Annotated in this window: 17 protein-coding genes; 1 reads left to right on the top strand and 16 read right to left on the bottom strand. The window is 51.7% G+C overall.

Annotation, left to right across the window (positions count from 1 at the left end):
- The first annotated feature begins 181 nt into the window (after positions 1–181).
- Positions 182–424: a hypothetical protein gene (locus MKX64_RS24240; RefSeq protein WP_341037922.1), complete on the top strand. Its 243-nt coding sequence runs from the start codon at positions 182–184 to the stop codon at positions 422–424.
- A 45-nt stretch (positions 425–469) separates the two neighbouring features.
- On the opposite strand, the gene MKX64_RS24235 is transcribed toward MKX64_RS24240, so the two are convergent.
- The 16 genes from MKX64_RS24235 to MKX64_RS24160 form a co-directional block, all read right to left on the bottom strand.
- Positions 470–1,192, bottom strand: coding sequence for an N-acetylmuramoyl-L-alanine amidase (locus MKX64_RS24235; protein WP_341037921.1), 723 nt, complete (start codon positions 1,190–1,192; stop codon positions 470–472).
- Entirely contained in the window at positions 1,189–1,584 is a 396-nt protein-coding gene (locus tag MKX64_RS24230; RefSeq protein ID WP_341037919.1) for a phage holin family protein, read from the bottom strand. The genes MKX64_RS24235 and MKX64_RS24230 overlap by 4 nt, the downstream gene beginning before the upstream one ends.
- Before the next feature lie 80 nt (positions 1,585–1,664).
- Entirely contained in the window at positions 1,665–1,802 is a 138-nt protein-coding gene (locus MKX64_RS24225; RefSeq protein ID WP_280516324.1) for a CD1375 family protein, read from the bottom strand.
- A gap of 17 nt (positions 1,803–1,819) precedes the next feature.
- Entirely contained in the window at positions 1,820–2,218 is a 399-nt protein-coding gene (locus MKX64_RS24220) for a hypothetical protein (RefSeq protein WP_341037915.1), read from the bottom strand.
- A gap of 15 nt (positions 2,219–2,233) precedes the next feature.
- Positions 2,234–3,265 (bottom strand): hypothetical protein, encoded by a 1,032-nt coding sequence (locus tag MKX64_RS24215; RefSeq protein ID WP_341037913.1) that lies wholly within the window; start codon positions 3,263–3,265, stop codon positions 2,234–2,236.
- A gap of 10 nt (positions 3,266–3,275) precedes the next feature.
- On the bottom strand, positions 3,276–3,824 hold the full coding sequence (locus tag MKX64_RS24210; protein WP_341037911.1) for a putative phage tail protein: 549 nt from the start codon (positions 3,822–3,824) through the stop codon (positions 3,276–3,278).
- Entirely contained in the window at positions 3,821–4,879 is a 1,059-nt protein-coding gene (locus MKX64_RS24205) for a baseplate J/gp47 family protein (RefSeq protein WP_341037910.1), read from the bottom strand. The genes MKX64_RS24210 and MKX64_RS24205 overlap by 4 nt, the downstream gene beginning before the upstream one ends.
- Before the next feature lie 2 nt (positions 4,880–4,881).
- Positions 4,882–5,286, bottom strand: coding sequence for a DUF2634 domain-containing protein (locus tag MKX64_RS24200; RefSeq protein WP_341037909.1), 405 nt, complete (start codon positions 5,284–5,286; stop codon positions 4,882–4,884).
- Complete coding sequence (locus tag MKX64_RS24195) at positions 5,283–5,621, bottom strand: DUF2577 domain-containing protein (RefSeq protein WP_341037908.1); 339 nt, start codon at positions 5,619–5,621, stop codon at positions 5,283–5,285. The genes MKX64_RS24200 and MKX64_RS24195 overlap by 4 nt, the downstream gene beginning before the upstream one ends.
- 2 nt (positions 5,622–5,623) lie before the next feature.
- Positions 5,624–6,589, bottom strand: coding sequence for an XkdQ/YqbQ family protein (locus tag MKX64_RS24190; protein WP_341037906.1), 966 nt, complete (start codon positions 6,587–6,589; stop codon positions 5,624–5,626).
- Positions 6,590–6,593: 4 nt separating this feature from the next.
- Positions 6,594–7,274: a LysM peptidoglycan-binding domain-containing protein gene (locus MKX64_RS24185; protein WP_341037905.1), complete on the bottom strand. Its 681-nt coding sequence runs from the start codon at positions 7,272–7,274 to the stop codon at positions 6,594–6,596.
- A complete protein-coding gene (locus MKX64_RS24180) occupies positions 7,274–9,304 on the bottom strand; it encodes a hypothetical protein (protein ID WP_341037902.1) in 2,031 nt (676 codons plus the stop codon). The genes MKX64_RS24185 and MKX64_RS24180 overlap by 1 nt, the downstream gene beginning before the upstream one ends.
- Positions 9,305–9,361: 57 nt before the next feature.
- Positions 9,362–9,727, bottom strand: a complete 366-nt coding sequence (locus MKX64_RS24175) for a hypothetical protein (protein ID WP_341037900.1) — start codon at positions 9,725–9,727, stop codon at positions 9,362–9,364.
- 250 nt (positions 9,728–9,977) lie between these two features.
- Positions 9,978–10,400, bottom strand: coding sequence for a phage tail assembly chaperone (locus MKX64_RS24170; RefSeq protein WP_007129581.1), 423 nt, complete (start codon positions 10,398–10,400; stop codon positions 9,978–9,980).
- Between the two features lie 35 nt (positions 10,401–10,435).
- Positions 10,436–10,906: a phage tail tube protein gene (locus MKX64_RS24165; protein WP_144879873.1), complete on the bottom strand. Its 471-nt coding sequence runs from the start codon at positions 10,904–10,906 to the stop codon at positions 10,436–10,438.
- A gap of 13 nt (positions 10,907–10,919) precedes the next feature.
- A complete protein-coding gene (locus tag MKX64_RS24160; RefSeq protein WP_341037898.1) occupies positions 10,920–12,236 on the bottom strand; it encodes a phage tail sheath family protein in 1,317 nt (438 codons plus the stop codon).
- Position 12,237: the final 1 nt, after the last annotated feature.

Raw genomic sequence — 12,237 nt, 5'->3', positions numbered from 1 at the left:
AATTATTTTCGCTTTGCCCGCCTTTGCCCGTAAAAACCCGTTCCGCCCTTATGCAGAAAGGCATTTAGGCGTTTTCGACTGCCCGCCTTCGCCCGTCTAAAAACAGGTAAAAACAGACCGAAATTTTGCACATTGTGGGCAAATTGTGGGCTAAAAGAAACGGTACGAGAGGAGGGTAAGCATGATATATGAAGACCTAAAACCGGGCATGCTCGTCCGGATCGCTCCAGATCACGAGAGCGGATACGGTGGCCGCACCGGTCATGTGATCAGAGTCGGCACGATTGAGCTGCTTTCAGGTGGGACGATTATCGGAGCTATAGTGGATATTGACGAGGGTGGACTGTTTGCCGTCGAGGCGGAGGACCTGGAGCCTGTTGATCCGGATCGGACTCCTCCAGGATGGGCAGAATTAGATATATAATAGAAGAAACCCTCACCAGCCACTACGGCCAGTGAGGGTTTTGCTTTACTTAGCAGTGATCGTTGCCGTCTTGGTCTTGTTATCCCAGGCAACTTTATCACCACGAGCCTCGGCCACAGCGCGCAGCGGAACGTAAACCGTGCCGTCGATCAGCAGTCCGTCTTTGATCTGCTTGCCATAGGCAATGACAGTCGCTTTGTCCATCGGCTTCCCCTCCTTCTTCTTAAGCCCTAAAAACTTCGCGATCCCGACAACGTGGCCGGCGATCAAAGCGTCAATGACTTCCTTGCGCTTGAGTTTGGCGGCGTCCGCTGCCACGTCGATAAACAGGTTTTCGGTCAGGACTGCCGGCATACGGCTTTCACGGCACATGTGGAGATTCTTGGCCAGCTGCCCGCGATCGATCACATTAAACGGCTTCAATGCTGCCATGATCTCGGTGTGGAGTACGTTTTGGAGCGACCGCGAGGCTGCAGAAGCGTTCGTATATCGATAAGATTCAAAGCCTCCAGCCCCTCCAGCGGCATTACAATGGATCGAGACGAGGATATCCGCGCCGGCTTTGTTGGCTGCATTGGTTCGATCGTCTAACTCAAGAAATACATCCGTTGACCTGGAGAGTTGCACCTGCACACCCTCGTATTCTGCCTCCAGGCGTTGCTTGATGGCCTTGGAAATAGTCAGAGCGATATCCTTTTCCTGCAATCCGTTTCCTACTGCTCCAGGGTCCTTGCCGCCATGGCCGGCATCAATCCATACTTTCTTCATTGTTCTTCACCCTTTCCTTTTAGTACGGCAACCGCCTTTTGTAAACCAGGCGGGATAGGCGCCCCCAATCGTCCAGCGTTTTCTATAAGCGACAATAACTCATTCGACAAGTAGAAGAATATAGCCGCATCCCTAAATAGATGAGCGTCCCCCAAGGCTGTGTCCACCAAATGCGCCACGGCCACAATAGCAAAGATGGCTACCTTTTTGGCAATTCCCCAACCACCGATCCGGCTGCTAAGAGTACCTTCCTGCGCAGCTGCAGCCACACCCGATACATAATCGATAACAACAAACGCCAGCAAGATATTAAGCAACGGCGACCAGCCTCCAAATAAAAATGATGCGGCTGCGCCGCCGACAGCGATGATGCCTTTTATTACATTTTCCACTCCCGATCATCCTCTCAAATAGATTAGCCCCTGGACCACTCCAAGGGCATAAAAAATACGCCTTTCGGCGCTTATTATTACTATGCTGTTGCGTTCACGACTTCCGACACGACTGTTTTCAAGTTGTACAACTGCGGCACTTGGTCCAGTGTGTACGTGCCTGCCATTACCAAGCTAACCCACACTTTGACCAGCCCACTATCCTTGCTGAATGTCATGGCTCCCTCACCTCCCCTCATGCCGTTGGAGCTGCGATCATCATCGTCAGCTCTGCTATGGCTTGCTTGTTCTCGATGTCAGCCTGTTTCAGTTCCTCAATCTCTTGCGTCAATGGCTTCTGGAATACAGGTGGCGCTTCTGGATCATTGGGATCCGGATATGCAAATTCTAGCGTTTGAGTATCAGGATTTACCCGATACCCGTTCGATTCTGCAAAGTCTTGCGCATATTGACCGTATTCAAGCTCAAGAACACCGACCGTTTCCGGATTCCGTTCACTTAGTTTAACGAAGACACGGAAATCATCCTCGACGGTAGGAACCACGTGATCATCAAGGACTCGTCTGTGACCAGTCTGAACAAGGACCTCGCCAGTTAGTTTGTCGAAGTAAATCCGACTTCCAACGTTCTTCATTTTGCCACCTCCCGATTATTGACCGTAAACGTAAACATAGTGCGTACCTCCTCCTGAATTTGTCCGAAGATCAAATGATGTAGTGGTTGCACCGTATACGTTTATGAGGTAAGCATGACTTGAATAAAATACAAGTGGGTTTCCCCCTGGCGGAACAATTATTCCGGCAGCAGCCCCCCCAGCGTTGTAAATAACTACTGCCCTATATGCGAAACCTGGATTAATTCCCTTAGTAGTACCGTCACCAGGATACTCGCCGTAAAACAAACGTTTACCTTCGACAAGATTACCAATCAGACCCGCAACGTTTACCCCAGCACGTAAGTTAGCAGCGGTTAGACCCGGGACAGGCGTTGTCACCCAGCTTTCCCCATTGTAAAATCCACTTGGAGGCCGAATAAACAACCGATCCCCGGGCCACACCGTAGCTTCAAGCCCTGGCATATGCACGTTCTCCGCGCTTCGGTTTGGTATCCCGCCTGGTACCCCGAAAATAGGATTCAGAATATTGTTGGAATTTAAATTAGGTTCAGCAGCCTGTAATTGTGCTGTTGTGACTTTTATTTCACCGTCACCAGCACCACCTTTTTGATATCCCTTTTCCGGATATACAGCAAGCGCTCCGTCAGGCCATTTAGCCGCGCTTGTGGCTGTTCTGATGCCGGTTAGGACGGGGATGGTTCCTGTTATTTTCCCGTTTGGACCGTAAGCCGTTTTAGGTGCCAAGATATCTCCTGCAGCAGCCGTTGCGTCACTCGTATCTGTTCCGGTAGGGATCGAGCGAATCCCTGTATCCAGTTCCTCAAACGTTGCAACTTGCCCCTGCTTGGAAACCGTTCCTTCTTTGGCGATGATGGCGGTTTCCAGTAGGTTCTTCCCATCAACGCCAGATTGCTTTAAACTTGCAATTTCGGTCTCCACGCTTCCTACTGCGGCATCGATCTTATCCCAGTTATCATTCAGAACCACATCCACATTGAATGTGTCATTCCCGTCCGTTTCACCGTTCACCTTATATAGATCCAGATTCGGTGTCTGACTTGGCATCCTGTTAACCTCACTTTCTTCTAAAAGCAAATTTTGAAAATGGCGTCTGTTTGAGCTGATCAAACGTCATGACGTTATTGACATCCCGGACCAGCAGAAACCGGAATTCGTATTCCAGGGTCAGGTGCGCAGGCTTGATGTCGTTCAGCGCATTCTTCAGATCGTCCAGGTTCGGCGGGATCCCGAGCGTATCTATGAAGGTGATAGTGATCTTGTAATCCGCCGGCGTAACCGACACGTCCACCTCGCCGCCGTCGTAGGCCTGCGCTACGTTCTTGATCAGGCTGCCGGATACTTTACCGTGCCCCCGCATCTTCGAGATAACGACAGACCGGCGTTGCTCGATCGGCTTCCCCGCCTCGGCCACAATCTGCAGGTCACGCTCGTATCGGCTAATCGCCCAGGTCGTCGATTCAGGATAGGATTGATTCAGCAGCTCCTCGATCCGTGAGGCCATCAGATCCACTTCAGGTCCTTCAGTACCGACCAGCTGCTCCATCTCCAGCACCCCGTCATAGTAAGCAGGCAAGTAGCTCTTTAAACGATCGGATCCGCTCATGATACTGTCACCGTCCCAAGGACCGCAACGTCATCCATGCCGATCTCAATGTTCCGGGCCTCGCCGTTAACCAACAGATCCGAGTAATCGATGACCGGCGGGATCCCGAGGATGATGCCCTGGATTCGCGTGTACCGTATAAGCGGATCCGTAAAGGCCAAGTCTCGGAAATATTCTGCAGCGCCTTGCTCCAGCTGCTCCTTAACCTCTTCTAGGGTCGCCCCTGTGGCCAGGGTCACCTTTACCGAGATATTGATCGGGATCTCCGTCGCGCCTACTACCGTCGCTATGGCTCCGATCGGAGCGGCCCCTTCGCCCATCCCGTCCATCGTGGGATCGATATACTGCTGCACGGCTTCAACGACAGGAGCCGCCGGCGCTCTCATCTCGTTGTCCAGCAGGACGACCTTCACCGTTCCTGGTCCGGCCCACTCCGGAAATGCCCGAGCTCGGCCAACGCCTGTGATCTCCCTGGCCCAAAGCTCATACTGATATCGGTTGCCAGACGTGATCGGCCGGGTCACCTTCTCCTGGTACCGCTCATACAGTGCTTCATCCTCTTCCGTGTCCTCACCGGCCACCAGAAGCTCCGTCAGTTCACCGCGCCCAAGGTCCGTGATGTAATCGATCGGGATGAGTGCGCCAAAGTGACGATTGCCCTCGGACCCGGCTGTCTCGCACTCCATCCGGAAGTTTCCGATGGATAAGCGCTCCACGGTGGCATAGTTCAGCTCACCCAGGCTGAAGCGGCTGCCGATCGGAATGTCTAGCAGCTCACCGGATCCAGAATAAAACACGCCGCGGAGCTGCGCCTTGCTGGCCAGCTTTCGTTTTACACCCGACCAGGCGATGGACCGATCCAGGTATTCACCGCTGGCCGTATCCGGGAAGCGTAGATTCGCATTCAAGTCCAGTTCAACATACATTTGCGCCAGCTCGGCAGCTGCCGGCGCCAGAGCGTCATAGATGATACTCCCCTCGCGCTTGTCGATCCCGTCCGGTACCCGGTCCAGCATTCGCTCCAGGATGTTTTCAAAAGTCTGATCCTCGTACACCGTTACACCTCCTGTTCCTCTTGATATGTGCCGAATTCGATAGTATCAACCGTAAACCGAACCTTGGCAGTATCCATGCCATACTCGAAGCTGAAGCCACTCACGGAGGAGATCCGGTCATCCTGGGTTAGCGCCTCTTTCACCCAGCGCTCAACCTCTGACTCAAATACCGCCCGCCCTCGGACAGCGCCAGGGTCCATCTCATTCCCGTAATTACTGGAATAAATCAGATGTTCGAAGCGCTGGGTCGAGAGGATTTTGAATACGGCTTGCTTGACGGCCTCGATCCCGTCCACCGTTTGGCTGCTGATCCGGCCATTCGCTCGATCGAATCGGTACGTCCGGCTCGGGAGTGTGACGGGTTCCAGCTCCTCATCCGTCATTTCGACATCGCTCTGTGGGATCATTCGCTCACCACCTTATCCAGCACTACAAACTTCTGCCCACCTTGGACCCGAAGCAGAATCACCGCATCACCTACGGATAGCCCCTTGCGTATGACGATTTTATCGGCCAGGGCCTTCTCCGTATCTGGGGATCCGGAAATCTTGTGAACGTGGCTCAAATCGATCTCATAGCGTGTTAAGGATTCCGGCACATAAAAAAAAGCCTCTGGGAGAGTTGTCCTTTGATCCAGGCTAATCTCCAAGGGGCTTACCGATACGATTGATCCTATTTGTACGGCGACCGGATTACTAGCGCCCACTGCTTCTAGGGCCGCCTTTTTAATGATATCCAGCATACCTACACCATCCTTAAATCAAGCGTCATTTTGTGATCTGCTCCGGAGACTTGATGGGTGCACTCATCAACAAGGAAAAACTTATTGATCCCGAAACGCGCGATCTGGATATTGACGTACATCCCGGCGCGCATCCGGAAGTCCCCGATCGCCTCGATCTTCATCTTCCGAGTTTCCCGGTCCTTAGCCGTGATCAGGCGAGTTAGCAGGTCATTGATCTGCGCCTTGGTCATATCCTCATCTACGCTCTGATAAAGCTGCAGCTTTCCCCACTTCTTAATCCGGCTGCTGTCCTCGATTTTGAAGGTTTCCCGTTTGCCCGATTTCTCGTTATCCCTGTACAGCACGATGTGGTTATAAGTGTCCTCGTCGATGGATTTCGAATAGGTGAAGTCTGTCATCAAGCTGCCTTCCCCAATGACAAAGCCGTATTTCATATCGTTGACGTTCTGAAGCGTCAGCTGCCCGAAATCGTCGTAAAATACGAAGTTGGTGCTGTACTGAATCAGCGTTTTATCCAGGGCCCAGCAGATCATATCCATGAGCGTCTGATTGTCCTGATAAAAATTCGGGATCTTGTATTTGGTGTCCACCAGCTTCCCGGTCTTCAGGTTGAAGTCCTTGGCGATCCGTTGGATGATTTGCGTCGCTGTTACGCTGGTCAGCACATAGGTATGGTTTGCTTGGAGATATCGGAGCTGGTCATAGGCCAGGATCTTCGCCTCACCGTTTCGACTCATCTCAAATTTGAAGACATACCCCATGAATACCTTGTTCGTGCCGTCCGTCAGCTGGACGATATCCCCGTTTTGATATTTGAATTTCTTATCCTGGTAGATGCCGCTGTCGATCAGAGTAAACTCCAAAGGGGAAGCCTTGCCGATCCGCGATGTGGAGTACCGGATATCCTTGACTACATTGGTTACATCCCAGACGTTCCCGTCCTTATTATCAATTACGATTTTCATTGACTCACCCCGGCAACTTAATCACGGTACCGACTTTCAACTTCTTCGCCTGTGCTTCCGTGATGTTGTTCAGTTTCATAAGCTCTTTGTACCGGCTGCCGTCCCCCAGATGCGCCTTTGCGATCGTCCACAAGGAGTCACCGCTTTTGACTTTTACCGTTTTAGGCTTGGCTCGCTCGTCTGGACGGTCCGGCTTTTTGGCAGCAGCCTGCTTTTTCTTCCCGCCAGCTGCCGCTTTCGTTTTCGCGATCGTTACCTTCTTGGCCGAGTAGAAAACGTACTCTTTAAGGGATAGGGTATATTCAAAGTCACCAGGAGCTCCGCCGACCTCTTTGTAACTGAATTCCTCAATAGATGCAGCGATGTTGATCTTCAGGCCCTGACTGATATAAATAAATCGGATCGGCTTTTTCTTGTTCATCCAGTCCTCAATCCGCATGATGTAATCGGCAGGCGAATTGAAACCTGGAGATTGGATCGCCCTGGACAAATCGGCGGGAAAGACACCGCTAAATGTGATCTCCTTAAGCTTTGGCGCGTCGATCGCGTTGATCCAGCCAAGACCGGCGACGTTGTGCTCTTCTCCTTCTCCTATGCCCTCGATCTCGATCTCCTCCGGCAGCAGCGGGATTTGGAAAACAACCTCCCGGTTATTAAAACTCAGCTCGATACTGTAATCCGCCATCACTCGTACACCCCTTTGGCGCTGGCTGCTACCTCATTCTCAAGACGTGTGGTCAGTTCCGTAACAATGGTATCCAGATCACCGCTGTTATTAATGTTCCCCGTCTTGAGGTTAACGGTAGGTGTCAAAGTAACGAAGTTCTGAATATTCTTCATTTCGGCGATATCCCGCATGATCTTCAGGTCTTCGCTGCTGATGTCCACTTTGCCCTTTACCTTATCGACTTGTTTTACCTTACCAACTTTATCGATATTATTGGGCGCCTTCATTTCTGGGACCTTAAAGTCCCCTTCTCCCCCTGCGCCCTTTGCCTTCCGCTCAGCTTCGGCCTGCTCTGCAGCTCGTTTCGCGGCTCGCTCATCAAGCCATTTCTGAACCTTGGCCTCTCGTTCAGCTGCCTTGCTAGCTGCCTTTTGTTGAGCTGCTGCGATCCTCGCCTCACCGGATTGACGAGCAGCTTCGGCTTCGATTTGCGCCGCTGCAGAAAATTGCACGCCATCAATAAAATCTATCGAGACAAATTTAAGCTTATTTAGTTTTGCAATAAGACCATTTAATCGATCAATAGCCCCATTAACTAGGCCTTCCAGTGATTTTAAAGCGTTAACCTTCATGTCATGGAACGCATTCTCAATACCAACACCGATCCGAATAAAGAATAGAGGTACTTGACCAAAGAAGTTCAAGATACCATTCCAAGCGCGCATGAAGCCGGCGGCAAATTGATCATTTGTCTTCCATAGGTTAAACAGCCATACTGTCAGAGCGATTATACTTGAAACAAGGAGTATGAAAACATTGGCTTTCATGACTGTATTCAGACCAGCCCATGCCACGCGCAGGCCGTTAACCGCTGCAGCCTGAATAAACAACGCTGCAGTTTGGACCCCTGTCGCGACTGCACCGGCAATCATTGCTAACTTGTTCACTGCCATGATCAAAGCCAGTGCGCCCAGCGCCCCGACCACGCCATAGACGATCGGCCCTAGAATCGGCCAGTTGGTCCTCATAAACGTAAATACCTGGGTAGCCGTCTCCAAAAACCATAGAAGTGATCTGACAGCACCCGATATCGCCCAAGACAGCATGTCGAACGTATCCTGAAATGCGCCTGATTCAAAACCAGCATTGATCTTGTCGAATAGAGGAGCAAGTGCCTGCAGTCCCTCCCCGCCCGCAGAAGCCATATTAAACTTGAAAGTTTGAATGGCTCGGTTCCACTTTGCCGCTGGGGAATCGAGCATCTTCTCAAAGGCTTCCTCGGTTAGATTCTGCTGATCGAGCATCTTATCCATGCCCTTGATAAATCCGTCTACATCGCCCCTCATTCCGGCCAGCCGAGCCTCACTGTCCTTGAGCATGCTTCTGCTGATGTTAAAGCGTTCGGAGATGGACGTATAGTCACCACTCAGGAGCTCCTTCAGGGAGAAGGCTGCCCCTTCAAGGCCTTCGGTCGGATTCAATTTCGATAGGCGCATGGCCAGCTTGTTCATTTCTGTCAACTGCTTTGGATCCATTGTCGCCGACATGAAGGACATGCTGCCAAGCAAACTCGCGTTAACGTCTTGGCCATACTTTAGCGCCTGATTTACCGTCTGGTCATAGATGGCCCTCCCCAGCGCTTCGTTGCCTGTTCGAGAGGTAAAGGTGTTCACCATTTCCTGTTGCTGCATTGCCCCGCCGATCGTAGCGCCGCCAAGTTGTTGAACGCCTTGAAACGTAAGATATGACGCTGCAATTCCCTTGATCGTATTGGCCAGCCGTCCCGACTCCCTTTGGCCTCGTCTCACCGAATTGTTAAATCGATCTTGCTGGCGCGTCGAATCTTCGATTGCTTCGGCAATCTGGCTTTCAGCAGATGCGACTGCTCTTTTTGCTGCTGCCAGCTGCCGGTCGATGTTTTGATTTCGGCTCGTTGCGCGGTTCATTTGCTCCATTGTGCGGATGACGATGTTAAGAGCATTTGTGATGTTCTTCAGCGGGCCTGTCATTGCATCAAACATCTTCAGCGTAGAGGATACTGTGGTCATGACCTACCTCCTTTCGAGCAAAATAAAAACGCCCTCGTAATTGAGAGCGTCAGTTTGTCATTTTACACTTTCAAATATTTGTACTGCCTGTTCATTTCTAGTCTCCAAAAGAAACGCGCCTTTCTGTGGCCAATCTTTCATCAACTCAAATTCAGAGACAGCTTTGTCCGCGTCCTTCTTGCTTTTATATTCATAGATCGCTACTTTCTGATTGTCGATGTAAAAAATAACCCCGTCCTTTTCATTAGGCGTAGTTAACATCGGTTTTTCTTCCGGATCCACTTCGATGCCGGCGTCCTGATAAGCTTTAATAAACTTGTCGAGAGTCAAATCCTTTTCTGACTCAGCCTTAGCAGACCCGCAGCCAACGACAGCAACCAATAACAACATAAATACCGCGAATAACCCCAATGACTTTTTCATTAATCCGTCCCCCTGAATAGGTCATATTTCCCAACTATTCTACCAAATTTTACAGGGATGGGCTACCGCTTTCTGCTCTTACCGCTCTTTAGTTTCTTGGCATCTGCCTTCTCCTTCTCGACCCGGATCGAGATCATGGCATAGATGGCGGCCCGTTCCCGGACCGACATCGCCATGAGCTCATGAGGAAGGATTCCTAATTCATGGAGGGCGTAGTACGCATAGTTCGCGTCACCATCGCCCTCTTTGATTAGTTTTTTACTTCTTCCACCAGGTCATTAATGTCCTGATCGAAGCCGTTCATCGTCTGCACGCGCTCCCCGAGCGCCGCAAACTCGCCAGGAAGCAGCATTTTGCGCAGAAGAACCTCAGCACCCTTAACGCCGTACGACTTCTGCAGATCCGCGTTCTGCAGATCCGGGAAGACGACGCAGCTAGTCATCAATCTAGCCATGTACTCAGCCGGATCCAGCTCAGGCGTGTAGATCCCGCCCTTCCCCTTCACCTTCCGCGTAGACATCTTGCGGATCTCGCTGTTTTGCTCTTCGGTGATGCTCCGAAGCTTCCACGGTACCGGTTTGCCGTCCGCGTCCTTGAAGCGCTCCGATACAACGAAATCCTCCGTTACCTCCAAAGCCGCATTACCTGCAAAAAACATAGACAGATCAGACATATTTATTCTCCTTTTCTATTCGATAGATTTTTAGATTAGGATCCCAGAACTGGCTCCTGGAATGTTTGGCCAAGATCAACGTCCTCAAACGTAAAGCCGACCTCTTCCTCCAATGCCTCTGATTCGGTATCCAGCGCAGCCATGATCACGCTGTCCAGATTTACGCCTTTGAGCGTTACCGTTTGAGCCCCAATGGAGGAGGATGGATCTTCATTGGTGATCGTAACGTCGAAATATGCATCCTTGCCTGATTTGATATATTCGTACATAATCTGCCGGAAGAACGAGGTCACATAATAAATGGTCATCGTCCCGGTTCCAGTCCACCCTGTTGTCTTGTGCTGGACTCCACGGCGGCCAAGCGTACGTACCTCCGACTTATTCTTTTCAACGGACGCCTCCAAGGTCTTGATATAGAACATTTCATAGTTCCTGTTATCAAGTGTGAGGTATGCGCGCCCTTCCTGGCCAGAGATGGCGTCCTGTGCTCTCAAAAAGCCTGCCATTCCTTATCCCTCCTTAGCGGACCAATACCCGCATGTAAATTTTCTCGATTGCGTCCACCGGCTGCACACGGAGCTCGACATACACGCTGTCAGCCGTCTTGCCCTGCTGGACGGTGACATCCGTCTGAGCGTCAAAGTTTTGAACGGCTCCGATCCCGACGAGCGTATCGATGTAGGTGACGATCTCCTTCCGGAACAGTGCCCGGCCGTCCACGTTGTTGTCCACTTTGCCGATGTAAAACTGTTCGAAGATCCGTTTCAGATCATTGGCCAGGCTATCCAGGACGCGAAGCACTCGGTTTTTGGAGCGCTCTGGTCCCTTGGTCGCTGTAAAGCTGCGGAATGTATTGATATCCTGCTCGACGACTGCACGACCGTATGAGTGGATAAACAAGATTTCCCCTGCACGTAGTGCGGCCTCGATCTCGCTGTTCGTATAGCGGACATCCACATCCACGGCATCGTCATAAGCGGAATACGTCAGAGATTCATCTGCAGCAGCTCCTGCCGTTGCGCCGGCTACCCAGGCGACAGCCTTTACTTTGTCCAGGACGGTCCCGTCAGAGAGGATGACGCCGTTTTTGACACTGATCACGCCCTCATAGTCGGCTGCCGCGTAATCGGCCATAACCACCTGAACCTTCTTCCCTTCCTGGTCCCGCATCCGCTTAATGGCTGCCGTGTACACCGGCTTCAGCGTGGCGTCCGAGGTCAAAAGTCCGATCGTATGGAAATCGTAGCCCTCGATCGTGGTTAGGTAATCGGTATGGTCCCCATTGGTCACGGTGCCGTCCGCCCCACCAGTTAGATTCAGGCCTGCGGTGACGTCTGGCGCGCCGGTTCCGCTGAATTTGACCCAATTGTTCTCCGCCAGTTCCTCGATCTCAGCGACGATTTGGGTGTCCATCACTTCGCCGGCGAGCAGCGTAATAACGTCAAACTTTGCCGGTTCGTCGATATTGTTCTGGACGATAATCCGGATATCGTTCCCGCGAGCCCCGCCGTGCTTCGCAGTCACCGTCAGGCCCGTATTCGTGGCCGTCGCCGGAGTGCCGGCATTCAGCCGATACAGCAGGACTTTGCTAGCCCGTTTCAGCGCTTCACGAAGCGGAAGCAGCTCCGGGGCCGAAATGTCATAACCCAGGACATCCTTCGTATCTGCGCCGGCTTCAACGATAATGACCTGTTTGGAAGGCCCCCAGGACAGCGACAGCGGCAAGGATACCACGCCGCGCTCGCCCAAGGTAGTCAGTGACTGCCCGGTCGATTCAAACGTAATATAAACACCGGCACGCTGCTTGTTTTGCGTTTTCCATGTTCCTCCTGCCATG

Origin of the sequence: Paenibacillus sp. FSL M8-0334 (genome assembly GCF_038000405.1) — a bacterium.
GTDB lineage: Bacteria > Bacillota > Bacilli > Paenibacillales > Paenibacillaceae > Paenibacillus_AQ > Paenibacillus_AQ campinasensis.
The sequence above is the reverse complement of the archived record's forward strand: the minus strand, read 5'-3'. Positions and strand labels throughout refer to the sequence as shown.